General features: G+C 57.8%; 21 protein-coding genes and 2 pseudogenes. 16 read left to right on the forward strand and 7 right to left on the reverse strand.

Annotation, left to right across the window (positions count from 1 at the left end; genetic code table 11):
- The first annotated feature begins 58 nt into the window (after window positions 1-58).
- The 11 genes from ACA052_RS15385 to ACA052_RS15435 all read left to right on the forward strand — a co-directional run bounded on the left by ACA052_RS15385 (window position 59) and on the right by ACA052_RS15435 (window position 13,270).
- Window positions 59-1,360 (forward strand): glycosyltransferase, encoded by a 1,302-nt coding sequence (locus ACA052_RS15385; protein WP_497645644.1) that lies wholly within the window; start codon window positions 59-61, stop codon window positions 1,358-1,360.
- 157 nt (window positions 1,361-1,517) lie between these two features.
- Complete coding sequence (locus ACA052_RS15390; protein WP_497645645.1) at window positions 1,518-2,408, forward strand: phosphatidylinositol-specific phospholipase C domain-containing protein; 891 nt, start codon at window positions 1,518-1,520, stop codon at window positions 2,406-2,408.
- Window positions 2,409-2,552: 144 nt separating this feature from the next.
- A complete protein-coding gene (locus tag ACA052_RS15395) occupies window positions 2,553-3,431 on the forward strand; it encodes a phosphatidylinositol-specific phospholipase C domain-containing protein (RefSeq protein WP_497645646.1) in 879 nt (292 codons plus the stop codon).
- Between the two features lie 74 nt (window positions 3,432-3,505).
- A complete protein-coding gene (locus ACA052_RS15400; protein WP_497645647.1) occupies window positions 3,506-4,411 on the forward strand; it encodes a helix-turn-helix domain-containing protein in 906 nt (301 codons plus the stop codon).
- A gap of 321 nt (window positions 4,412-4,732) precedes the next feature.
- Window positions 4,733-6,043 carry an ABC transporter substrate-binding protein gene (locus ACA052_RS15405; RefSeq protein WP_497645648.1) on the forward strand — a complete coding sequence of 437 codons (1,311 nt, stop codon included), beginning with the start codon at window positions 4,733-4,735 and terminating at the stop codon, window positions 6,041-6,043.
- Window positions 6,044-6,198: 155 nt separating this feature from the next.
- Window positions 6,199-7,098 carry a carbohydrate ABC transporter permease gene (locus ACA052_RS15410; RefSeq protein WP_497650331.1) on the forward strand — a complete coding sequence of 300 codons (900 nt, stop codon included), beginning with the start codon at window positions 6,199-6,201 and terminating at the stop codon, window positions 7,096-7,098.
- A 10-nt stretch (window positions 7,099-7,108) separates the two neighbouring features.
- Entirely contained in the window at window positions 7,109-7,939 is an 831-nt protein-coding gene (locus ACA052_RS15415; RefSeq protein ID WP_007936731.1) for a carbohydrate ABC transporter permease, read from the forward strand.
- A gap of 146 nt (window positions 7,940-8,085) precedes the next feature.
- Entirely contained in the window at window positions 8,086-9,189 is a 1,104-nt protein-coding gene (locus tag ACA052_RS15420; protein ID WP_497645649.1) for an ABC transporter ATP-binding protein, read from the forward strand.
- 15 nt (window positions 9,190-9,204) lie between these two features.
- Window positions 9,205-10,677, forward strand: a complete 1,473-nt coding sequence (locus tag ACA052_RS15425) for a mannitol dehydrogenase family protein (protein ID WP_497645650.1) — start codon at window positions 9,205-9,207, stop codon at window positions 10,675-10,677.
- Between the two features lie 144 nt (window positions 10,678-10,821).
- Window positions 10,822-12,318, forward strand: coding sequence for a xylulokinase (xylB, locus tag ACA052_RS15430; RefSeq protein WP_497645651.1), 1,497 nt, complete (start codon window positions 10,822-10,824; stop codon window positions 12,316-12,318).
- Between the two features lie 13 nt (window positions 12,319-12,331).
- Window positions 12,332-13,270, forward strand: a complete 939-nt coding sequence (locus ACA052_RS15435; RefSeq protein WP_497645652.1) for a carbohydrate kinase family protein — start codon at window positions 12,332-12,334, stop codon at window positions 13,268-13,270.
- Between the two features lie 329 nt (window positions 13,271-13,599).
- On the opposite strand, the pseudogene ACA052_RS15440 reads toward ACA052_RS15435, so the two are convergent.
- Window positions 13,600-13,827: pseudogene (locus ACA052_RS15440) on the reverse strand (hypothetical protein); the annotation flags it as partial.
- 162 nt (window positions 13,828-13,989) lie between these two features.
- Here ACA052_RS15440 and ACA052_RS15445 point away from each other — a divergent pair.
- A complete protein-coding gene (locus tag ACA052_RS15445) occupies window positions 13,990-14,253 on the forward strand; it encodes a DUF2790 domain-containing protein (protein WP_497645653.1) in 264 nt (87 codons plus the stop codon).
- Between the two features lie 91 nt (window positions 14,254-14,344).
- Entirely contained in the window at window positions 14,345-14,740 is a 396-nt protein-coding gene (locus tag ACA052_RS15450; protein WP_497645654.1) for a hypothetical protein, read from the forward strand.
- On the opposite strand, the gene ACA052_RS15455 is transcribed toward ACA052_RS15450, so the two are convergent.
- A complete protein-coding gene (locus ACA052_RS15455) occupies window positions 14,737-15,012 on the reverse strand; it encodes a DUF1652 domain-containing protein (protein ID WP_497645655.1) in 276 nt (91 codons plus the stop codon). The genes ACA052_RS15450 and ACA052_RS15455 overlap by 4 nt on opposite strands.
- A gap of 280 nt (window positions 15,013-15,292) precedes the next feature.
- Between ACA052_RS15455 and eco the strand changes: the two genes are divergently transcribed.
- Window positions 15,293-15,775, forward strand: coding sequence for a serine protease inhibitor ecotin (gene eco, locus ACA052_RS15460; protein ID WP_497645656.1), 483 nt, complete (start codon window positions 15,293-15,295; stop codon window positions 15,773-15,775).
- Window positions 15,776-15,876: 101 nt separating this feature from the next.
- Here the strand turns inward: eco and ACA052_RS15465 are convergent.
- A pseudogene (locus ACA052_RS15465) lies at window positions 15,877-15,990 on the reverse strand (threonine ammonia-lyase, biosynthetic); the annotation flags it as partial.
- Between the two features lie 316 nt (window positions 15,991-16,306).
- On the opposite strand from ACA052_RS15465, the gene ACA052_RS15470 reads away from it, so the two are divergent.
- Entirely contained in the window at window positions 16,307-16,642 is a 336-nt protein-coding gene (locus ACA052_RS15470) for a DUF2834 domain-containing protein (protein ID WP_497650332.1), read from the forward strand.
- Between the two features lie 116 nt (window positions 16,643-16,758).
- Here ACA052_RS15470 and ACA052_RS15475 read toward each other — a convergent pair whose 3' ends face one another.
- Together ACA052_RS15475 and ACA052_RS15480 are read right to left on the reverse strand one after the other, a co-directional pair.
- Window positions 16,759-17,682, reverse strand: coding sequence for a magnesium transporter CorA family protein (locus ACA052_RS15475; protein ID WP_497645657.1), 924 nt, complete (start codon window positions 17,680-17,682; stop codon window positions 16,759-16,761).
- A gap of 7 nt (window positions 17,683-17,689) precedes the next feature.
- Window positions 17,690-19,264 carry a RimK family ATP-grasp domain-containing protein gene (locus ACA052_RS15480; protein ID WP_497645658.1) on the reverse strand — a complete coding sequence of 525 codons (1,575 nt, stop codon included), beginning with the start codon at window positions 19,262-19,264 and terminating at the stop codon, window positions 17,690-17,692.
- A gap of 92 nt (window positions 19,265-19,356) precedes the next feature.
- Between ACA052_RS15480 and rimI the strand changes: the two genes are divergently transcribed.
- Complete coding sequence (gene rimI / locus ACA052_RS15485) at window positions 19,357-20,454, forward strand: ribosomal protein S18-alanine N-acetyltransferase (protein ID WP_497645659.1); 1,098 nt, start codon at window positions 19,357-19,359, stop codon at window positions 20,452-20,454.
- 91 nt (window positions 20,455-20,545) lie between these two features.
- Here the strand turns inward: rimI and ACA052_RS15490 are convergent, their stop codons facing one another.
- Complete coding sequence (locus ACA052_RS15490; RefSeq protein WP_497645660.1) at window positions 20,546-21,697, reverse strand: PQQ-dependent sugar dehydrogenase; 1,152 nt, start codon at window positions 21,695-21,697, stop codon at window positions 20,546-20,548.
- Between the two features lie 51 nt (window positions 21,698-21,748).
- Complete coding sequence (locus ACA052_RS15495) at window positions 21,749-22,099, reverse strand: hypothetical protein (RefSeq protein WP_497645661.1); 351 nt, start codon at window positions 22,097-22,099, stop codon at window positions 21,749-21,751.
- Window position 22,100 lies beyond the last annotated feature (1 nt).

Genomic DNA, 22,100 nt, shown 5'->3' on the forward strand with positions numbered 1-22,100 from the left:
CTGTGGTTAAATTACCCCCTCCAGCTCTCCACCCCCTACCCGCTTCAAGGATTACCTCATGAATCAGCCCCACGCAACCAAAGTCCTGGTCATTGGTTACGTCTGGCCCGAGCCCCGCTCTTCCGCGGCCGGTGGCCACATGATGCAAATCCTTGAAACATTCCTGCAGCAGGGCTGGGACATCACGTTCAGTAGCCCAGCCACCAGCGGCGAACATCGGGCCGACCTGACGGCGTTGGGCATTCATGAAGTGCCCATCGAGTTGAACAACAGCAGTTTCGACACCTTCATCCGTGAACTGGCCCCGGATGTGGTGCTGTTCGATCGCTTCATGATGGAAGAACAGTTTGGCTGGCGCGTTGAGAAGCACTGCCCCGATGCCTTGCGCGTGCTTGAGACCGCCGACTTGCAAAGTCTGCGGGATGCGCGGCATCAACGCCTCAAGGACCGTTTGAAGGCCAGTGACGATGCCAACGATTTCAGTGATTTGTTTGCGCCGGCATTGCGTGAAGAGTTTGAGTACATGGCCGATACCGATCTGGCCAAACGGGAGATTGCAGCGATTTATCGTTGCGACCTGAACTTGATGATCTCTGACGTGGAAATCGAATTACTGGTCGAACAGTTCAACGTGCCCCGCAATCTGTTGCATTGGTGCCCGCTGATGGCTGATTTGCCGAGCGTGGCCCCGGTAGACTTTGAAGACCGCGCGCACTTTGTCAGTATCGGCAACTTCCGCCATGCACCGAACTGGGATGCGGTGCTCTGGATGAAAACCAGCCTCTGGCCGTTGATCCGCAAGCAACTTCCTACTGCACAACTGCATATTTACGGGGCCTATACCCCGCCCAAAGCCACCGCGCTGCACAACGCGGCCCAAGGTTTTCATATCATGAACTGGGCAGAAGATGCCTTGCAGGTCATGTCGGCGGCACGGGTGTGCCTGGCACCGTTGCGTTTCGGTGCGGGCATCAAAGGCAAAATCCTTGATGCGGTGATTTGTGGCACGCCGAATGTCACCACCCCGATTGGTGCAGAAGGCATGCATGGCGAGGAGCAATGGCCTGGCGCGATTGCCCAAACTGCGGAGGCGCTCGCCGCTAGCGCCGTGCAGCTGCACCAGGACAAGACACAGTGGCTGAATGCACAGGCCCTTGGGCTGGAGCTGTTGAGGAGCCGTTATCAGCAACGCGTTCATGGCCCGGCATTGATCGTTCAGCTCGACTATTGCCGCCAACACCTGGCGTCGGTCAGAAGAGATAACTTCACCGGCAGCATGTTGCGTCATCATCAGCACAAGAGCACTCAATATATGTCGCAGTGGATTGAGGCCAAAAATCGTTTCAAAGAGGATGCCTGATCGAGAAGCCAAACTTCAACTAAAAACATCTTTTGCATCAAGCCTTATTTGTCCATGGCAGTTAATGTAGTTATAAGTGACAAGGTAATCGCTCAACCAACTTACATGGCCTGAGCGATACACCCCATATTTTTATAACTACACGCAAGGACGCGCCATGAACCATGCATTCAATGAAGACCAATATCGCTCTACCGCCAACACCACCCCCAGCAACTGGATGAGCAGCACCCCGAACATTGACTATCTATCCTTTGCCGAATTGATTTTACCCGGCGCCCACAATTCTGGAGTTGACAAAAAAGCATCTTATGCCGCCCCTGGGATTAGTCACTGGGCAGCCTGTCAAAATAACTCTTTTTATTATCAACTGACGCAAGGTGCTCGCGCACTTGATGCCAGGTTGTTTTATGAAGTCGCTGGTAATGGCGTCGGGACGTTCTGGTTCCAGCACAATGGCATTCGCTCTTCGCGATCCCTCGAAAACCTGATAACCAGCGTTGTCCGTTTTCTTCAGGAAAACCCTGACGAGTTCATCGTGCTCGATTTTCACCAGTTGAATGATGGCGACCGACCCTTTGACTACCGGGAATTCAATAGAATGCTCCTGACTCATTTGGGTGACCGGATCATTCCGTCCCGCAACGCTGACCTTACGCTTGGACAGCTGAAACAAATCAGCGGCGCCCAGCGTGTCCTGGTGGCGGCCCAGCGCCATCCTTTGCTCGATTCGAACTACTTCTGCCGGCAAATCGAGCATTTATGGAGCGGTATCGGGACCACCAGCCTCAGCGAACTGGATGCCCATATCACGCGGGTGATGAAGTACCCTCCGTACGGGATTCAATGGTCATTGTCCGCAACCAGTTACCATGCCATGGGAGGTCCAGTGGACATCAACGAGTCTCTTGACCGCTGGTTTGATCCGGCGAGCAGCGACTGGATCCTCAAAAGCAATATTGTCAATGTAGACTTCATCGAATCATCCAAACTGGTCAAGCACTGCTGGATGGCCAATATTATCAAGGCTAATACCATCGACCGTTAATGCCATACATTGGCTATATTTTTGTACATGTGTCCGCTACTGGAAAAAAATCCGCATACCTTTATGATTTTCACGGGCAGCATTAACATTCTTAATCCAACACACTTCCCCAAGGATGGGGGCTCGTTAACTAAAGGAATAAATATGTCACGTTCGATAGAATGGAATCTGGATAAAAACAAATGGATGAGCAATGCCCTCGACATAGACCGCCTGAAACTGACCGACATTGTCTGGCCCGGCGCGCACAATGCCGGCATGGACAAAAAAGCACCTAATCACGGGGCAATCGTCGGCAACTGGACAACGTGTCAAAACGATTCATTTGCCTGGCAACTGGCAAACGGCGCACGGGCATTTGATATTCGTCTCGGCTATACCGAGGGCGCGGAGCAATCTGTCTTCTACTTTCATCACAACGGTTTTCAGTCGCATCGGGTGCTTGATGAGCTGATTGACGCCGTGTCGAGCTTTCTTGATCACAACCCGAATGAGTTCATCGTTTTCGACTTCCACCAGCTCGGGGATGGTGCAAAACCGTTTTCCCATCAGAAGCTCAATGACTTGCTGGTTCGTCGACTGGGGGAACGGATCATTGCACCCACCCACGCCACCAAAACGGTCGGTGAACTCAAACGGCTCAGCTCCCGCCGCAGACTGGTATTGGCGGCACCGGCCGTGCTTGAACTGGACGATGATTACTTCTGGCCGCGCATTGCCCACAAATGGAACAGCGACACTTTCACTGACATCGATGAACTGGAGCGCCACATTTCCCGCACGTTGGCGGATGCACCCTTCGAAACATTTCTCTGGTCGTTGTCAGCGACCAGCTACGGCGTTCTGGGCGGGCCTCAGCACATCAAGAACAAGATCAATGACTGGTTCAATCCAACCCGGGATTGGGTCACGCGCTGCAGCATTATCAACACGGACTTTTTCGAAGAATCCGAACTCGTGCGTTATTGCTGGAGTGCCACCAGCATGAAGGCGGTCTATGGCGCCGCTTTGCACCGCGCGTAACGGCGCTCCAGGCTGGCAATTTCGCCCATGAAAGAGGCATGATCAAGACGCGAGAACAATAAAAGCGCCCTGATATGACCCGAACTGCCAGAGTTACCGATCCTTCCTACGAATTGATGGACGACCATAACGGGTTGTCCATCATCTATCGCCAGCACGGTTTCCCCTGCCCCTTGGTGCGCTGGCATTTTCACAAGGAATACGAACTGCACCTGATCGTCGCCAGTTCCGGCAAAGTCTTCATTGGCGACTATATCGGCAACTTCTACCCCGAAAGCCTGTTTCTCACCGGCCCCAACCTGCCCCACAACTGGATCAGCCAGGTGGCGGAAGATGAAGTGGTGCCCAAGCGCGACATGCTGGTCAACTTCACCGACGAGTTGTTCGACAGCGGCCATTTGGTGTTCGCCGAACTCAAGACGCTGGCGCCGCTGCTGGAACGCGCGCAGTACGGCATCGAGTTTCGCTGCAAACGCACCATCCAGCAGGCGATGAGCCTGATGCAACGCATCGCCGATACCAAAGGCGTGACCCGGCTCGGGCACTTTTTCATTTTGCTGGAGTTACTGGCGGCCTCTGACGATTATCAGTTGCTCTCCGGCGCGACAACGCCGCAATTGGCCGACGAGCACAATGTCGACCGCACCAACCGGGCGGTGGATTACATCTTCGCGCATTACGCACGCGAGCTGCCGCTGGAAGAAGTCGCCGAGCACCTGGGCATGAAACCGACGTATTTCAGCCGAGTGTTCAAGCAGGCCACCGGCCGTTGCTTCATCGAGTTCGTCAATCGCCTGCGCATCAGCAAATCCTGCGAGCTGCTGGCCGATGGCGACAAGCCGGTGACCGACGTGTGCTTCGAGTCCGGGTTCAATAATATTTCCAACTTCAATCGACGCTTTCAGCAATTGAAAGGCATGACCCCATCGCACTACCGGCGGTTGGCGGTGCAGCGGTTGACTGAACAAAATATCGGATAAAGACAAGATCAAAAGATCGCAGCCTGCGGCAGCTCCTACAGGGATTGGCGTACACCTGTAGGAGCTGCCGCAGGCTGCGATCTTTTGATCTTCACCGTTGAAACCTATACGTATTCAATGCGCACCAAGCGCTCAAACGCCACTCCATGCACCTACAGCACTAAACCCCAGTGCAAAATAGTATCAATTCAAGTGCGACGGATGATTTGTCACATCATCAATTGAAGGCTGTAATCAGTGCACATTCTTCCTTGCGCAGGAAGACACAAAAACAATAACTGTCCTTCTGTAACCCCGCCGGGTGCAGAAAAGGAGTGCTCGATGCAACCTTCTGTAAAAGCTCTGCTTGCCCTCACCTGCATGACCCTCAGCGGCGTCAGCCTCGGCGCCCAGACGCTGACCATCGCGACTGTCAACAACAGCGACATGATCCGTATGCAAAAGCTCTCTAAAACCTTTGAGGCCGAGCACCCGGACATCAAGCTCAATTGGGTGGTGCTGGAAGAGAACGTCCTGCGTCAACGCCTCACTACCGACATTGCGACACAGGGCGGTCAGTTCGACGTACTGACCATTGGCATGTACGAAGCTGCACTGTGGGGCGCCAAGGGTTGGCTGGAACCGATGAAGGACTTGCCGGCATCGTATGCACTCGATGATGTGTTCCCGTCGGTGCGTGAGGGCTTGTCGGTCAAGGGTTCGCTGTATGCGCTGCCGTTCTATGCCGAAAGCTCCATCACCTATTACCGCACCGACCTGTTCAAGGAAGCCGGGCTGACCATGCCCGAGCATCCGACCTGGACCCAGATCGGCGAATTCGCCCGCAAACTCACCAACAAGGATAAAGAACAGTACGGTATCTGCCTGCGCGGCAAGGCCGGCTGGGGCGAGAACATGGCGTTGATCACCACCGTTGCCAATGCCTACGGTGCACGCTGGTTCGATGAGAAGTGGCAACCGGAATTTACCGGTCCGGAATGGAAAAACGCGCTGAACTTCTACGTCAAGACCATGAAGGATTCGGGCCCACCCGGCGCGTCGAGTAATGGCTTCAACGAGAACCTGGCACTGTTCAACAGCGGCAAGTGCGCGATCTGGGTCGATGCCAGCGTCGCCGGATCGTTCGTTACCGACAAGACCCAAAGCAAGGTCAGCGATCATGTCGGCTTCACCTATGCACCGCATGAAGTGACGGATAAAGGCTCAGCCTGGCTCTATTCCTGGGCCTTGGCGATTCCGACCAGCTCCAAAGCCAAGGACGCCGCGAAAACCTTCAGCGCTTGGGCCACATCCAAGGAGTATGGCGCGCTCGTCGCCGAAAAAGACGGCATCGCCAATGTGCCGCCAGGCACGCGGGCTTCCACCTATAGCGACGCCTACATGAATGCGGCGCCGTTCGCCAAGGTCACGCTGGAGTCGCTGAAAACCGCTGACCCGAGCAAGCCGACCCTGAGACCTGTGCCTTATATCGGCATTCAGTTGGTGACCATTCCTGAGTTCCAGGGCATCGGCACCCAGGTTGGCAAGTCGTTTTCCGCGACGCTGATCGGCCAGACCACGGTCGACCAGGCCCTGACGGCCGCCCAGCAAACCACCGAACGTGAGATGAAGCGCGCCGGTTATCCCAAGTAACCCCCCTGTAGGAGCGAGCTTGCTCGCGATGGTGTGTCCGTCGACATCACCGTAGCTGACACACCATCGCGAGCAAGCTCGCTCCTACAGTTGTTCTTCATCGCCCGCTCCCTATCGGTTCTGATGCCATGAATATTTCCACTGCCAAAGCTCAAATGGACATCCCCCAGCCGGTGCGTAAAAGCCGGCTGGCCAACCCCGGCTGGTTTCTGGCCAGCCCCTCAGTGGCGTTATTGCTGCTGTGGATGATCGTGCCACTGGGCATGACGCTCTACTTCTCGATGATCCGTTACAACCTGCTCAATCCCGGCGAAGACGAGTTCGTGGGGCTGGATAACTTCACCTATTTCCTGACTGATTCGGGCTTCCTGCCCGGCGCCACCAACACCCTGTTGCTGGTCGGCAGCGTGTTGCTGATCAGTGTGGTGTTCGGCGTCTTGATCAGTGCATTGCTGGAGGCCAGTGAGTTTGTCGGTCGCGGCATCGTCCGGGTCATGCTGATCTCGCCATTCTTCATCATGCCCACCGTCGGTGCGCTGATCTGGAAGAACCTGATTTTCCACCCGGTGTCGGGGATTCTCGCCTACGTCTGGAAACTGTTCGGCGCGCAACCGGTGGACTGGCTGGCGCACTACCCGCTGCTGTCGATCATCATCATTGTGTCCTGGCAATGGCTGCCCTTCGCGATCCTGATCCTGATGACCGCCATGCAGTCCCTCGACCAGGAACAGAAAGAAGCCGCACGCCTCGATGGCGCCGGCCCGATCGCGATTTTCTGGCACCTGACCCTGCCGCACCTGGCGCGCCCGATCGCGGTGGTGGTGATGATCGAAACCATCTTCCTGCTGTCGGTATTCGCCGAAATCTTCACCACCACCAACGGCGGCCCAGGCTACGCCTCGACCAACCTCGCCTACCTGATCTACAACCAGGCGCTGGTGCAGTTCGACGTCGGTATGGCGTCCGCCGGTGGTTTGATCGCGGTGGTGATTGCCAACATCGCGGCCATCGTGCTGGTGCGGATGATCGGCAAAAACCTGACAGACAAAGCCTGAGGCCTGCGCCATGACCCTTCAACAATCCCGTCGCCTGCAAAGCCTGCTGCTCGGCACCCTGGCCTGGGCCATCGCGATCCTGATTTTCTTCCCGATCTTCTGGATGGTGCTGACCAGTTTCAAGACCGAAATCGACGCCTTCGCCACCCCGCCGCAGTTCATCTTCACCCCGACCCTGGAGAACTACCTGCACATCAACGAGCGCAGCGACTACTTCAGTTTTGCCTGGAACTCGGTGGTGATTTCGTTCAGCGCCACGGCGCTTTGCCTGCTGATCGCGGTGCCGGCGGCCTACTCGATGGCGTTCTACGAAACCCAACGCACCAAGGGCACGCTGCTGTGGATGCTCTCCACCAAAATGCTGCCGCCGGTGGGGGTGCTGATGCCGATCTACCTGCTGGCCAAGAGTTTCGGCCTGCTGGATACGCGCATCGCCCTGATCGTGATTTACACGCTGATCAACCTGCCGATCGTGGTCTGGATGATTTACACCTACTTCAAGGACATCCCGAAAGACATCCTCGAAGCCGCGCGTCTGGACGGCGCCACGTTGTGGCAGGAAATGGTCCGGGTGCTGCTCCCGATTGCCAAGGGGGGCCTGGCGTCCACGGTGTTGCTGTCGTTGATCCTGTGCTGGAACGAGGCGTTCTGGTCGCTGAACCTGACGTCGTCGAAAGCCGCGCCACTGACCGCGTTGATCGCCTCCTACTCAAGCCCCGAAGGTCTGTTCTGGGCCAAGTTATCGGCGGTGTCCACCCTGGCTTGCGCGCCGATCCTGATCTTCGGCTGGATCAGCCAAAAACAACTGGTCCGTGGCCTGTCGTTCGGCGCCGTGAAATGAATCAAAAGCAAAAGATCGCAGCCTTCGGCAGCTCCTACACCGGACCTGGCGTTCACACGGATCGCCGTGCCGAACACGATCCCTGTAGGAGCTGCCGCAGGCTGCGATCTTTTGATCTTAAAAATAACAACCGGAGGCCCATCACCATGGCCAACCTGAAAATCAAGAATCTGCAAAAAGGCTTCGAAGGCTTTTCCATCATCAAAGGCATCGACCTCGAAGTGAACGACAAGGAATTCGTGGTCTTCGTCGGCCCGTCGGGCTGCGGCAAATCCACCCTGCTGCGCCTGATCGCCGGCCTCGAAGAAGTCAGCGGCGGCACCATCGAACTGGATGGCCGCGACATCACCGAAGTCAGCCCGGCCAAGCGTGACCTGGCGATGGTGTTCCAGACCTACGCCCTGTACCCGCACATGAGCGTGCGCAAAAACATGTCGTTTGCCCTTGATCTGGCCGGCGTACCAAAAGCCGAAGTCGAGAAAAAAGTCGGTGAAGCCGCGCGCATTCTTGAACTCGGGCCGATGCTCGAGCGCAAGCCCAAGCAACTGTCTGGCGGCCAGCGTCAACGCGTGGCCATCGGCCGGGCCATCGTGCGCAACCCGAAAATCTTCCTGTTCGACGAACCCTTGTCCAACCTCGATGCCGCCCTGCGCGTACAGATGCGCCTGGAACTGTTGCGACTGCACAAAGACCTGCAAGCGACCATGATCTACGTGACCCACGATCAGGTCGAAGCCATGACCATGGCCGACAAAGTCGTGGTGCTCAACGGTGGCAAAATCGAACAGGTCGGCTCGCCGCTGGACCTGTATCACCAGCCGGCCAATCTGTTTGTCGCAGGCTTTCTGGGCACGCCGAAAATGGGTTTCCTCAAGGGCAAAGTCACCCGTGTCGAAAGCCAAAGCTGCGAAGTGCTGCTCGACGCCGGCACCCGCATCACCTTGCCGCTGACCGGCGCCAACCTTAACGTCGGTGGCGCAGTGACCCTGGGTATTCGTCCGGAACATCTGGAACTGGCGCAAACCGGTGATTGCACGCTGCAAGTCACCGCCGACGTCAGCGAACGCCTGGGCAGCGACACCTTCTGCCACGTGGTGACGGCCTCCGGCGAAGCACTGACCCTGCGTGTTCGCGGCGATCTGGCGAGCCGTTACGGTGAGGCCTTGAGCCTGCACCTGGACGCCGAACACTGCCATTTATTCGATGCCGACGGCGTGGCGCTCACCCGCCCATTGCGCGCCGCGGCCTGATTTCGAGAGCTTGTGATGAAACTCAATAAACAGAACCTCCACCACCTCGCCGCCGAAGTCGCATTGCCCGCCTACGCCCTGAGCGACACGCGCCAAGGCATCGCCCACATCGGCGTCGGCGGTTTTCACCGCGCCCATCAGGCGTATTACACCGACGCCTTGATGAATACCGGGGAAGGCCTGGACTGGGCGATTTGCGGCGTGGGCCTGCGCACCGAGGACCGCCGCGCACGTGACGATCTGAAGGAGCAGGATTACCTGTTCACCCTGTTTGAACTCGGCGATACCGACGACACCGAAGTCCGGGTCATCGGCGCGATCCGCGACATGCTGCTGGCCGAAGATGGCGCGAGCGCGTTGATCGACAAACTGGCCAGCCCGCAGATCCGCATTGTCTCGCTGACCATCACCGAGGGCGGTTACTGCATCGACGACAGCAATGGCGAGTTCATGGCGCACTTGCCACAAATCCAGCACGACCTGGCGCACCCGGACACACCGAAAACCGTGTTCGGCTTCCTCTGTGCCGCGCTGGCCAAACGCCGTGCTACCGGCACGCCAGCGTTCACCTTGATGTCCTGCGATAACCTGCCACACAACGGCGCTGTCACCCGCAAAGCCTTGCTCGCGTTTGCCGCGCTGCGTGATGCCGACCTTCGGGACTGGATCGCCGCCCACGTCAGTTTCCCCAACGCCATGGTCGACCGCATCACGCCGATGACCAGCACGGAACACAAGCTGCAATTGCACGACAAACATGCGGTCGACGACACCTGGCCGGTGGTCTGCGAGCCGTTTGTGCAATGGGTGCTGGAAGATAAATTCGTCAACGGTCGCCCCGCCTGGGAAAAGGTCGGCGTGCAATTCACCGACGACGTCACGCCCTATGAAGAGATGAAAATCAAACTGCTCAACGGCAGCCATCTGGCCCTGACGTACCTGGGGTTTTTGAAGGGTTACCGCTTCGTGCACGAGACCATGAACGATCCGCTGTTTGTGCGTTATATGCGCGCCTACATGGACCTGGATGTGACGCCACAACTGTCATCCGTTCCGGGGATCGACCTGACGCAGTACAAGGACACGCTCGTGGATCGCTTCTCTAACCAGGCGATTGCCGACCAACTGGAACGTGTGTGTTCCGATGGGTCGTCGAAGTTTCCCAAGTTCACCGTGCCGACGATCAACCGCTTGATTGCGGACGGTCGTGAAACCAAGCGAGCGGCTCTGGTGGTGGCGGCCTGGGCTTTGTATTTGAAGGGCGTGGATGAGAATGGCGACACCTTTAGCATTCCTGATCCGCGGGCGGCGTTCTGTCAGGCGTTGGTGGCGGATGATGTGTTGATCACCCAGCGTTTGCTGGAGGTCGAGGAGATTTTTGGCACGGCAATTCCGCGTTCGCCGGAGTTTGTGGCGGCGTTCGAGTGGTGCTGCAATAGCCTGCGGGATGTGGGCGTGACGCGGACGTTGGAGCGGGTATTGGCTTAAATGCATCGGTGAATTCGCCGCCGTCTTCGCGGGCAAGCCTCGCTCCTACAGAGTCAACGTCGATCCACGACACCAATCTTGTAGGAGCGAGGCTTGCCCGCGAATGGCTTCACTGAGATCGACCTGACACACCAAGGACCTCCCATGGCAAACCAACAATTATTCCTGGGCATCGACTGCGGTACCCAAGGCACCAAAGCCATCATCCTCGATGCCCAAAACGGCCAAGTCCTCAGCCAGGGCGCCGCCGCGCATTCTCTCATCAGCGGCGCCAATGGCCGTCGCGAGCAAGACACCCATCAGTGGCTTGAAGCCTTCGCCCTGGCCACCCGCCGCGCCCTGCTCGCCGCCAACGTCGATGGCCAGTACATCCTCGGCATCGGCGTCTCCGGTCAGCAACACGGCCTGGTCCTGGTCGACGATCAAGGCCAAGTGCTGCGCCCCGCCAAGCTCTGGTGCGACACCGAATCCACCCCGGAAAACGAGCGCCTGCTGGCGCATCTGGGCGGCGAAAAAGGCTCGCTCGAACGCCTCGGCGTGGTCATCGCGCCGGGCTACACCGTTTCAAAACTGCTCTGGACCAAAGAGCAGCATCCCGAGGTGTTTTCCCGAATCGCCCGTATCCTTCTGCCGCACGACTACCTCAACTACTGGCTGACCGGCCGCTGTTGCAGCGAATACGGCGATGCCTCAGGCACCGGTTATTTCAACGTGCGCACGCGCCAATGGGACTTGCAGCTGCTGCGCGACATCGATTCCACCGGCCGCTTGCAAGCCGCGTTGCCGGAACTGATCGATGCCCATCAGGCGGTCGGCACGCTCCTGCCGAGCATCGCCGAACACTTGGGCATCAACCCGCAAGCGCTGGTGTCCAGCGGCGGTGGTGACAACATGATGGGCGCCATTGGCACCGGCAATATCCGGCCCGGCGCCATCACCATGAGCCTCGGCTCTTCGGGGACGGTTTACGCTTATGCCGACCAGCCTAAAGTCAGCCCGGATGCGTCGGTCGCGACCTTCTGTTCTTCCAGCGGTGGCTGGCTGCCGCTGATCTGCACCATGAACCTGACCAACGCCACCGGGGTGATTCGCGAATTGTTCGAGCTGAACATCGAGCCCTTTAACGAACTGGTCGCCCAAGCGCCAATCGGTGCCGAAGGCGTGTGCATGCTGCCATTCCTCAACGGCGAGCGCGTGCCCGCCCTGCCTCATGCCACTGGCAGCCTGCTGGGCTTGACGATGACCAACCTGACCCGCGCCAACCTGTGCCGTGCCGTGGTCGAGGGCACCACCTTCGGCCTGCGTTATGGGCTGGACCTGCTACGGCAGAATGGCTTACAAAGCCGCAGTATTTGTTTGATCGGCGGCGGCTCGAAAAGCCCGGTATGGCGGCAAATAGTCGCCGACATCATGAACACGCCGGTTATTTGCACCGAACAAAGCGAAGCCGCCGCCCTCGGCGCAGCGATTCAGGCCGCGTGGTGCACGTCCTGGGCAAACGGACAGGAAGACAGCCTGGCGGATCTGTGCGAGCGTTGCGTCAAGCTCGACCTGGCCAGCGAAACACTGCCGATCGCAGATAATGTAGCGGTCTGTCAGCAGGCCTATGAGCGCTATCAACTGCATGTCGCAACCCTTTAAAGAGTGAACAATTATGTATCTGGTGTGTGGCGAAGCGCTGTTCGATTTCTTCAGTGAAGACGACGCCAGCGGCCTGGCTTCAAAAGTGAATTTCAAGGCGATTGCCGGTGGCTCGCCCTTCAACGTCGCGGTGGGTTTGCGCCGCTTGGGCGTGGACTCGGCGCTGTTTGCCGGTTTGTCCACCGACTACCTCGGGCGCCGCTTGCAACAGGTATTGCAGGACGAAGGTGTGCGCGCGGATTACCTTGTGGATTTCGCTGCACCCACGACCCTGGCGATGGTCGCGGTCGGCGCCAATGGTTCACCGCATTACAGCTTCCGTGGCGAAGGCTGTGCGGATCGGCAGTTGAAACCGGAGCATCTGCCGCAGCTTGGCCCAGAGGTGCGCGGTTTGCACGTCGGCTCGTTTTCGCTGGTGGTGCAGCCGATTGCCGATACGCTGCTGGCTCTGGTGCAGCGCGAGAGTGGCAAACGGCTGATCAGCCTGGACCCGAACGTGCGGCTTAATCCTGAACCGAACATCGACCTGTGGCGCTCGCGCGTTGCCACGTTGGTGGAGTTGGCCGACCTGATCAAAGTCAGCGACGAGGATTTGAGTCTGTTGTATCCCGAGCAGGACCCGCAGCGCGTGATCGAAGGCTGGTTGCAGCATCGCTGTCAGTTGGTGTTCTTGACCCGTGGCGGCGAAGGCGCGACGGTGTTCAGCCGTGCCCATGGTTCGTGGTCGGTGCCAGCCAGTTCGGTGAAAATCGCCGATACCGTAGGTGCTGGCGATACGTTCCAGGCAGCGCTGATTACCTGGTTGACCGAGCGGCAGCTGGATTCGGTCGAGGGTGTGCAAGCGCTGGAGCGCGAACAGATCGAAGGCATGTTGAAATTCGCGGTGCAGGCAGCGGCGCTGACGTGCAGCAAAAACGGGCCGGATTTGCCCTACCGCCACCAACTCACCTGACCCCCTGATACACCTCCTGTAGGAGCTGCCGCAGGCTGCGATCTTTTGATCTTGCCCCTTAAAAGCAAGATCAAAAGATCGCAGCCTTCGGCAGCTCCTACAGGAATTATCTTCCGCGCCATTAACGCCTGGAAGGCCGCAGAAGACAAAAAAGGCGCGCCAACAATTTTCATAGATCTTCCAATGCAACGGCTAAGGGTTATAGGTACGCTTAAAATTGTAGGAGCGAGCTTGCTCGCGAAGGATTCAAGAGCGGCGCGTTTATTCAGTAAATACGCGTAATCGTTGACGTCCATCGCGAGCAAGCTCGCTCCTACAGAGCTGTGGCGTCAGACAGGCTTCTTCCAACCCAACATCCGTTGCTGAGCGACCTTCAGCATGTCGCAACCGCCCTGAGTCAGCAGGTAAAGCGCATGGGTGATGTGGGGAATGTCCTGCACGTCACCGTCCTTGAAGCATTGGAGGTGGAGTGTTTCAAGTAATTCGCTGGAGGCGCGGAGGCGTTGGAGGGCGGCTTCGAGGAAGTCTTGCGGGTTGGCTTCGGTGCCTGACAGAATCGCCCTTCACGACAGGCGGCATTCAGCCGCGTTAACCTTCGATTAATCCTGCGGTCCAAAACTTTACTGGACCGCACGCCCTCAGGTTCCTCTGACGCCCAGTGCGGCAGGTTCGACGTCCACGACGTCGAGCTGACTTCCCGTCCGCATCGGAGAACGTTCATGAACAAGCGCACATTGCTGGTTACTGCCGCCCTCGCCTGCATAGGCTTTGCCGGGCTGGCCCAGGCCAACGACACAGCCTCTCAAGCCGTGCCTTATCACTACGGCATGCCACTGCATGTGGCCAAGGTCGTGTCACTGACTGAACCCACGACCCTGGATTGCAAAGTGGTGACGGCTGACATGAAGTACATCGACAACACGGGCAAGCCTGCAGAAATATCCTATCGAAAACTTTCCGACGCCTGCAGCCTACAAAACTGACGGAAAAGTCTGAAGTAATCCTTGGCGGTATTCCTCGGAGGGATCTGGCGCTATGCTCTAGCGCCTTCCCTCACTGCCGCAAGGATTAGCCATGCAGTTATCGTTTCGTACGTTGTCGACCTTTACCGCCACCCTGTGTTTTCTACTGGCCCTGGTCTGGGGTTTTATGCCCGACTGGCTGCTGGCGATCTGGAGCATTGAGTACTCGACCGCGACGGGTTTGGTTGCCCGGCGCAGCGCGGTTTTGTTCGCGGCTTTGAGCGTGATTTTTTATGGGGTTAGAAACGAAGCGCCTTCGGTGACTCGCAGCGCAGTGAGTCATGGATTCGTCGCCGGCTGCTGGGGGTTGGCAGCATTGGGTTTCGGCGAATGGCTCAATGGCCATGCCGGACCGGGCATTTTGTTGGCGGTCGGGGTCGAGCTAATGCTGGGCCTGGCATTTTTCCAGACCCGGCGCGTATCACAAGAATTGGAAACCGCGAGCTAAGGCGCGGTTCTGTCCAAGTGCAAAGGCTGAACACTCGCACGATGCTGCGCTTCCATGTCCAAACGCAGCTCGGCAAGCAGTTCTTGAATTTCCCGACAACTGTTCAGTCGTTGGGCGTCGATGCCGGTTACCATCAGATCAAGGTGATCGGTTACACCCTCGGCATACACTTTTACAGTCATCGACAGGTCAGGCGATAGCGTGCACAGGCAGCGTCTAGGCAGGAAACTGCGTTCAATGATATTGCGAAGTTCCAAGGCAGACAGAAACATGGCGACCCTCTCCTTTATGTGAGATTGCCAAAAAAGATCAACGCTGGCTCTGAAAACGCCGGTCAGCTTAAGGACCACTACAGCATAAAACATGCCTTGAATTTCGCCGTGCAGCTCATCGGTAAATCAACGGTTTAGCGAAACTTCCAGCAGACGGCCTCATGCAAATTGCAAGAACCCCCCGGATTGCCGCTGCAATTTGCATTAGCGACGGATGGCAGCAAGAATGCCGTCGCTCTGTTCAGTATCCGCTGACCCCACTCACACGCAAGGAGGCTTCATGGGTTCTACGACCTTTAACACGACCGTTGGGCTGATTGTTTTCGGGCTGTCCACCCTCGCTCATGCCGCGAAACTCGAGACAGTGGCGCCATATCCCAAGGCCGAAAGCGGTTTTACCCGCCAAGTCATTCAAGTGCCCCCGCAGACTCCGGAAGACAGCTTCCAGGTCGAGATCCTGGCCGGTAAAACCCTGGCGGTTGACTGCAATCGTCAGCGCCTGGGCGGGATTCTCGAGGAGAAGAACCTGGAGGGCTGGGGCTACCCGTTCTACCGCCTGGAAAAAGTCATCGGTCCGATGAGTACACTGATGGCCTGCCCGGATGGCAAGAGTAAACAGGACTTCGTGCCGGTGGTCGGTGACGGATTCATGCTGCGTTACAACAGCAAACTGCCGATCGTGCTGTATGTGCCGAAGGATGTTGAGGTGCGTTACCGGATCTGGTCGGCGTCCAGCAAAATCGAAAAAGCCGTTCAGCAATAACTCGGGTGCATGCAAAATCTGTGGGAGCGGGCTTGCCCGCTCCCACAGGGGATTGGGTGGCTGATCGGCTTCCGGTGAACTGACCTCATGCCAGTGCGCCGCATTGCCGGCGCCGCTTGCAACGGCGTGCGCACCGCCAGTTCGTACACCGGCGCGGCGAGGATCTTTTTGACGTAGTGCTCGAGCAAGGCCTGCTGGGTGGTCGCGGTGCTCATGGATATCTCCTGTAGTACACGCCCGATGTAGGAGCTGCCGAAGGCTGCGATCTTTTGATCTTTAAGGGCAAAAGATCGCAGCCTGCGGCAGCTCCTACAGGGGCCGTGTAGTAAACACATGAGACAGAAAGTAAAAACCCGCCTCTAGGGCGGGTTGAGTGCTGCAGTCGTGAGCTAGCCCGCCAAATAAGGAATGGCGGTAATAATGCTTTGCTGGCAGCTGGAAATTAGCCGGGCGTTGATGGCAAGTCAATGGTCAAATTTCCTCACGCTCTGTAGGCTGGCGATTCCGCCCATTGTCCCAAGGAAGGACACCATGAAATCTGTCGCCCTGCCCCTGATTGCCCTCCTCGCCTTTGCTGGCTACACCGCTTCAGTGATGCTTCAGGCCGAACAGTCGTTGATGGAGTTCGGCATCAGCCTGATGTCGCGGCCGGATACCGCGCAGGTGGTGATTGACCTTTACCTGTTGGCGACACTGGCGGGGGTGTGGATGTACAGCGAAGCGCGCAAGCGCGGGCAGTCGGCATTGTCCGTCATGCCTTACCTTTTGCTCACCGCGATTTTTGTGTCGATTGGGCCGTTGTTGTATCTGGTGGTTCGGGGTTTGCAAGATCGGAAAAAATCTGTCGTCGCTAAACAAACGGTTTGATTCGAAACTTGCAGGGTTATTGAAATAGCTTTCGCGAGCAAGCCCGCTCCCACAGGGGAATGCGTGACAACTGTGGGAGCGAGCCTGCTCGCGAAGGCGGCCTGACTTTCAACACATCACTTCGCCAACCGCCTGAGCCCTAACACCATCACCCCCGCCCCCAGCATCATCGCCGTGAGAAACAACGGGTACGACACCCACCACGGCGTACCCGCCGTCATCATGCTGAACTCGGACATGCCGCCGATGCTCGCAATCAGGTTCAGTGGCAGGAATACCACGTTGATCAGCGTCAGTTTGCGCAGCAGGTTGTTCATGCTGTTGTTCATCAGGTTGCCCCGGGCGTCGATCAGCCCGGAGAACACCGTGGAGTAGATTTCCGCCTGTTTGTAACACTGGTTGTTTTCGATGATCAGGTCGTCGATCAGGCCGATGGCTTCGGCGCTGAAGTGCTGCTTTTCTGCGTGGTTGCGCAGCCGGGTCAGTACCGCGCCGTTGCTGTGAATGGCGTTGATGTAATAGATCAGGCTTTCGCTGAGGTTGAACATCTGGATCAGGTGCTGGTTCTGCATCGACGCGTTGAATTTCTGCTGCAACTCCCGTGCAACCAGCTTGATCACCTTGAGGTGGCCCAGGTAGTGATGGATGTTGTTGAACAGCACATCGAGCAACACATCCAGCGGCGTGTTCAAGCGCTGCCGGGTGCCGAGCCCGTGCAGCGGCGTATCGTCGGTGGCGATCACCAGCAAGCGCTCCGCACAAAACAGCAAACCGCAGGACGACACTTCAAACGCCAGGCTGCCACCGCCGGAATAGTTCTCCGGACGCTTCCAGATCAGGAACAAATTGTCGGGGTGAAACTCGATGCGCGACACCTCGTCCGGGTCCAGGGCCGAGGCCAGCGCATGTTCATCGAGCTTGAAGTGGCTGTGCAGCAAGTCGCGCTCGGCCGCATCGGGGTTGCTGAACAGCATCACTTCGGCGTCCAGCCGTTCAACCTTGTGCAGGGCGCCATGGGTCAGTTCAAAGCTTTTGATCATCGGCCGTTCACCAGGCCTGGCCGCGGCGCTTGAGTTCCAGCCGACGGACGAACTCTTCCAGCACCAGTGAATACAGATCGTCCTGCAAGTAAGCGTCTTCGATACCGGCGTCCATGTTCGGGTTGTCGTTGACCTCGATCACCACCACTTTGTCACCGGATTGCTTGAGGTCGACCCCGTACAGGCCATCACCGATCAGGTTGGCCGTCTTCACGGCCAGATCGACCACCGCGCGCGGCGCTTCGTGTACCGCCAGGGTGCGGCATTCGCCATTGATGTCCTGGCCTTTGGCCTTGTGGTTGTAAATCTGCCAATGGCCCTTGGACATGAAGTACTGGCAGGCAAAAATCGGTTTGCGGTTGAGTACGCCGATGCGCCAGTCATACTCGGTGTAGAAAAACTCCTGGGCCAGCAACAACACCGAATGTTCAAACAACTCGGCCGTGGCTTCCAGCAAGGCTTGCTGACTTTCGACCTTGATCACCCCACGGGAGAAACAGCCGTCGGGAATCTTCAGCACCAGCGGAAAACCCAGGCGCTCGCCGACGCGTTCGAAGTCTTCCGGTCGTTCCTTGTAAAGAATTTCAGTGGCGGGCATGCCCAGTTGATGGCTTTTGAGCAGGTCGGTCAGGTAGACCTTGTTGGTGCAACGCAGGATGGAGGTCGGGTCGTCCATCACCACCAGCCCTTCGCTCTCAGCTTTCTTGGCGAAGCGGTAGGTATGGTTGTCGACGCTTGTGGTCTCGCGGATCAGCAGCCCGTCGTATTCGGCAATGCGCGCGTAATCCTTGCGCTCGATCAGCTCCACGTCGATGCCCAGCGTCTTGCCAACCCGTACGAAATTGTCCAGCGCCTTGGCATTGGAAGGCGGCAACGCTTCCTGGGGGTCGTGCAGAATTGCCAGGTCATAGCGGGCCAGGCGCCGGGAACGCGGCAGGCGCCAGATCTTGCGACTGAAACTGTCGAGCGAGTGGGCGAACTGATCTTCCTGATCCTCACGCAACTTGTGCAAGGCGCCGGACTTTATTCCTTCAATGTGCCAGCCGTTAGTTCGTCGAAACTCTACTAACAATATTGGACATGGAAATACTTCAAATAACTGCCGCGCCAGATCCTGCAGCGGCTCGATATGGGTTTTGCCAAAGTAGAGCGTCAAGGTAAAGCCTTCGGTATCGCTGTAAAGATGATGACTGAGGGCTTTTTCCAGGGTTTTATCCAGATCATCGAGGGCCAGGCCGTACAGGGATTTTCGGGTCAGCTCGCTAATGGTTCGCACCGACGGAATAACCTTGTGCCCACGCGCCTCGGCCAGCAGCGAACAATAATAACCGTGCCCCAGGTACTTGTAGCTGCGGCACAGGTTGATCACCTGGACCCGCTTGCCCTGCTCGTTGTCGCGGGTTTGTTCGAGGTATTCCTGGGCGCTGACGATGTCTTCGCTGGGGAAGTAGGAGGTCCAGTCTTCTTTACGCTCGACGATTATAATCAACTGACTTGACGTTCTAACTGCATCATTTAAAAACGTTGCCGCCGGCGAAGTTTGCTCGGATACTTCGCGCCAATGACCCTGTACCGCTGACATAGTGATTGATCCGTTGGAGAACAAGACCTTTCCTATTAAGCACGAACTTTTTCGAAAGTCCCGTTTCGTTACGTAACTTTTACGGTGGTCATATGAATCTGGTTTTTCGCCTGGCGGTCGTTGAGGACTTGGCGGCCCTGCTGGAACTTGAACAGCAATGTTTCACCACGGACCGGCTTAACAGTCGGAGCTTTTTATGGATGATGACTCGGGCTCATGGGCAATTGCTGGTGGCCCAGCGTGGCGAGGAGTTGGTCGGTTACGCGGTGGTGCTGTTTCACCGGGGCACCTCACTGGCGCGACTTTACTCGATTGCCATCGGCACCCAGGCTCGCGGCATCGGGCTGGGCAAGCAACTGCTCCAACGCATCGAGGCCTGCGCGCTGGAGCACGATTGCGCTTACCTGCGGCTGGAGGTGCGTACCGACAATCCGGCGGCGATTGCCCTGTATGAGCGCAACGGGTATCGGCGATTTGCGCTGGTTCACGACTATTACGAGGACCATGCGGATGCGCTGCGCCTGGAAAAACGCATCCTCCAGCACCGCGATTCGCGCAACATCAAAGTGCCTTACTACCCGCAGACCACCGACTTCACCTGCGGCCCGGCCTGCCTGTTGATGGCGATGGGCGCACTGCAACAGGATCGCGTGCTGGAACGCCGCGAAGAACTGCAGATCTGGCGTGAGGCGACCACCGTTTTCATGACCTCGGGCCACGGCGGTTGCAGCCCTCAGGGCCTGGCGCTGTCGGCGTCGCGACGAGGATTTCGCGTACGACTGCAAGTGAGCATGGCCGGCCCTCTGTTTCTGGATGGCGTGCGCGATGAGCATAAAAAAGACGTAATGCGTCTGGTGCACGAGGAGTTCACGGCGCAGTTGCTCGCCACTGACGTCGAACAGGTGATCGGTGGGCCGCTGGATTTACCACGGTTGCTGGCCGACGGCGGGCAGCCGTTGGTGCTGATCAGCAGCTATCGACTGACCCGCTCCAAATCGCCGCATTGGGTGATCGTCACCGATTGCGATGAAGAGTTTGTATACCTGCACGACCCGGATGTCGACCATAGCCAACATCGCCAGCCCATGGATTGCCAGCATTTGCCGGTCAGCCATGGGGAATTCGACAAGATGTGCAGCTTCGGACGAGGCAAGTTGCGGGCGGCGGTGGTTCTGTATGCCCGAGCGTGACACTCCCTGTAGGAGCTGCCGCAGGCTGCGATCTTTTGATCTTTTAAAGGCAAAAGATCGCAGCCTGCGGCAGCTCCTACAAGGTTTTGTGTTACTTCAGGCCGACCTTGTACAACGTGCCGTCGTCCTCATCGGTGAGCACATACAAATACCCGTCCGGCCCCTGCCGCACATCGCGAATGCGCTGGTTGAGTTCGCCCATCAACCGCTCTTCGTGAACAACCCTGTCACCATCGAACTGCAAGCGAATCAGCTCCTGACTCACCAGCGCCCCGATAAACACGTTGTGTTGCCAAACCTTGAAGCGGTCAGCGTCGTAGAACGCCATGCCACTCAGGCCAGGGGATTTTTCCCAGACATGGTGCGGCGCGACCGTGCCTTCGGCGGTCTTGCCGTTGGCTTCCGGAATCGGTTGGCCGGAATAGTTCAGGCCGTGGGTTGCCAGCGGCCAACCGTAATTCTTGCCACGCTCGATGATGTTGATTTCATCGCCGCCAAGGGGGCCATGCTCGTTTTCCCAGAGGGTGCCGGTCCAGGGATTGAGTGCCGCGCCTTGCGGGTTACGGTGGCCATAGGACCAGATTTCCGGCCGTACGCCGGATTGACCGACAAAGGGATTGTCGTCGGGCACTTTGCCGTCCGGATAGATTCGTACAATTTTGCCTTGCAGCTTGTCCAGGTCCTGGGCGGTCGGCCGGTCATTGTTCTCGCCCAGGGTGATGAACAGATAGCCATCGCGGTCGAACACCAGGCGCGAACCGAAGTGGTTACCGACGGAAAGCTTGGGTTCCTGACGGAAGATCACTTTGAAATTCTTCAAGGCGCTCAGGTCTTCTGACAGCTGCCCACGGCCGACCGCCGTGCCAGCCTCGTCGCCCGCGCCACCGCCTTCGGCATATGACAGATACACCGTGCGGTCCTGTTTGAAGTCGGGTGACAACACCACATCCAGCAAACCGCCCTGGCCCTTGGCCCAGACCTTCGGCACGCCACTGAGCGGCGCCGAGAGTTTGCCATCGGCACTGACCACGCGCAGGTTGCCGGGCCGTTCGGTCACCAGCATCTCTTTTCGATCGGGCAGAAACGCCAGCGCCCAAGGGTGGTCCAGCCCCTTCGCGAGCGGTATGACCTCAAGGGTGCCCTGCTCGCTTTCCAGTGCGTGTGCAGGCGCCGCAAAAACGGGCCCGCCGGCGGTGAACAGCGCACAGACACAGACCGTCGCCAGGAGGGTTTTACGCAACATGCACGATTCCTTTTGTCGTCTGAATGGCTGGCAGGATCTCAATCCTGCCGCTCAACGGTTGGTGTCCGCATCGCGTGGGGGTGGACTAGGTATGAACTTGGGTGGGCTGACCGGCGCCGGCCGGTCTTGCGGATAGCGGTTGCCTACGCCGCCGTTGTCGAGGGTCGGCGGCCGGGGAACCGGCACCGTGTTGGGCCCACGGATGACTGGAGCACTGGGTTGCGTGCCTTGCATGCTGTTGGGGTTTGCCCGGCGAATCGGGCTGTTGTAAGGATTGGTGGTGGCGCCCGTCGGACTTTGGGCCAGCAAGGGGAATGCCGGCGATGAGACCTCAGCCTGGGCGAGGTCGCTCACCACGCCAGTCAAGGCTATCGCGATGATACCTAGCACTAATCGGTTCATA

The organism is Pseudomonas sp. LBUM1644, assembly GCF_059716195.1.

Bases quoted from the DNA above. Each gene is read 5' to 3' on its own strand.
- ACA052_RS15455 (WP_497645655.1), bottom strand. From the start codon at position 15,012: ATGTTTCTGTCTGCCTTGGAACTTCGCAATATCATTGAACGCAGTTTC.
- ACA052_RS15475 (WP_497645657.1), bottom strand. From the start codon at position 17,682: ATGATCAAAAGCTTTGAACTGACCCATGGCGCCCTGCACAAGGTTGAA.
- ACA052_RS15495 (WP_497645661.1), bottom strand. From the start codon at position 22,099: ATGAACCGATTAGTGCTAGGTATCATCGCGATAGCCTTGACTGGCGTG.
- ACA052_RS15390 (WP_497645645.1), top strand. From the start codon at position 1,518: ATGAACCATGCATTCAATGAAGACCAATATCGCTCTACCGCCAACACC.
- ACA052_RS15415 (WP_007936731.1), top strand. From the start codon at position 7,109: ATGACCCTTCAACAATCCCGTCGCCTGCAAAGCCTGCTGCTCGGCACC.
- ACA052_RS15445 (WP_497645653.1), top strand. From the start codon at position 13,990: ATGAACAAGCGCACATTGCTGGTTACTGCCGCCCTCGCCTGCATAGGC.
- xylB (WP_497645651.1), top strand. From the start codon at position 10,822: ATGGCAAACCAACAATTATTCCTGGGCATCGACTGCGGTACCCAAGGC.
- ACA052_RS15480 (WP_497645658.1), bottom strand. From the start codon at position 19,264: ATGTCAGCGGTACAGGGTCATTGGCGCGAAGTATCCGAGCAAACTTCG.
- ACA052_RS15410 (WP_497650331.1), top strand. From the start codon at position 6,199: ATGGACATCCCCCAGCCGGTGCGTAAAAGCCGGCTGGCCAACCCCGGC.
- rimI (WP_497645659.1), top strand. From the start codon at position 19,357: ATGAATCTGGTTTTTCGCCTGGCGGTCGTTGAGGACTTGGCGGCCCTG.
- ACA052_RS15385 (WP_497645644.1), top strand. From the start codon at position 59: ATGAATCAGCCCCACGCAACCAAAGTCCTGGTCATTGGTTACGTCTGG.
- ACA052_RS15400 (WP_497645647.1), top strand. From the start codon at position 3,506: ATGACCCGAACTGCCAGAGTTACCGATCCTTCCTACGAATTGATGGAC.
- ACA052_RS15470 (WP_497650332.1), top strand. From the start codon at position 16,307: ATGAAATCTGTCGCCCTGCCCCTGATTGCCCTCCTCGCCTTTGCTGGC.
- ACA052_RS15405 (WP_497645648.1), top strand. From the start codon at position 4,733: ATGCAACCTTCTGTAAAAGCTCTGCTTGCCCTCACCTGCATGACCCTC.
- ACA052_RS15490 (WP_497645660.1), bottom strand. From the start codon at position 21,697: ATGTTGCGTAAAACCCTCCTGGCGACGGTCTGTGTCTGTGCGCTGTTC.
- eco (WP_497645656.1), top strand. From the start codon at position 15,293: ATGGGTTCTACGACCTTTAACACGACCGTTGGGCTGATTGTTTTCGGG.
- ACA052_RS15435 (WP_497645652.1), top strand. From the start codon at position 12,332: ATGTATCTGGTGTGTGGCGAAGCGCTGTTCGATTTCTTCAGTGAAGAC.
- ACA052_RS15395 (WP_497645646.1), top strand. From the start codon at position 2,553: ATGTCACGTTCGATAGAATGGAATCTGGATAAAAACAAATGGATGAGC.
- ACA052_RS15450 (WP_497645654.1), top strand. From the start codon at position 14,345: ATGCAGTTATCGTTTCGTACGTTGTCGACCTTTACCGCCACCCTGTGT.
- ACA052_RS15420 (WP_497645649.1), top strand. From the start codon at position 8,086: ATGGCCAACCTGAAAATCAAGAATCTGCAAAAAGGCTTCGAAGGCTTT.
- ACA052_RS15425 (WP_497645650.1), top strand. From the start codon at position 9,205: ATGAAACTCAATAAACAGAACCTCCACCACCTCGCCGCCGAAGTCGCA.